1 protein-coding gene is annotated in these 421 nt (G+C 35.2%); it reads right to left on the minus strand.

The genetic code is table 11. The annotated features are described in order from the left end of the window. Positions 1-421, minus strand: a 421-nt coding sequence (locus IW20_RS25145) for a carboxypeptidase-like regulatory domain-containing protein (protein WP_035629158.1), incomplete at both ends; no start/stop codon positions are given.

The raw sequence follows: 421 nt of genomic DNA on the forward strand, positions 1-421 counted from the left end.
GGATATTGGTTCATTACATCTAGAATTTTTTCTAGATCAAAGGCAGCTTCTCTGCGAATATTAGATTTATCCAAATCGAAATAAATCATTTTAATACCAAAACATTTACCTAAATCATCACCAATTGTTACAACACAATCAGATTTTTCCAGAGCAATAGATAAGTTTGTTCTTCCGTTTACTTTAAGGATCGTTACACTTTGTTCCTTGGTAGTATATTTCTCTTTCTCGGCTCTCAGATTATATACTAATCCGCATTCTACAGGGAAAGTATAATTACCGTTTTGGTCAGAATAGCCCGTTCCAATTACCTTAAAGTCGCTAGAATACAAAGACAGTTTAGTGTTTGGTAAAACCGCTCCAGTTGCCAAATCGGTTATGGTACCGTATAATTCCTGAACACAAGCCAGCCTTCTAGTTT

Origin of the sequence: Flavobacterium hydatis, assembly GCF_000737695.1 — a bacterium.
GTDB lineage: Bacteria > Bacteroidota > Bacteroidia > Flavobacteriales > Flavobacteriaceae > Flavobacterium > Flavobacterium hydatis.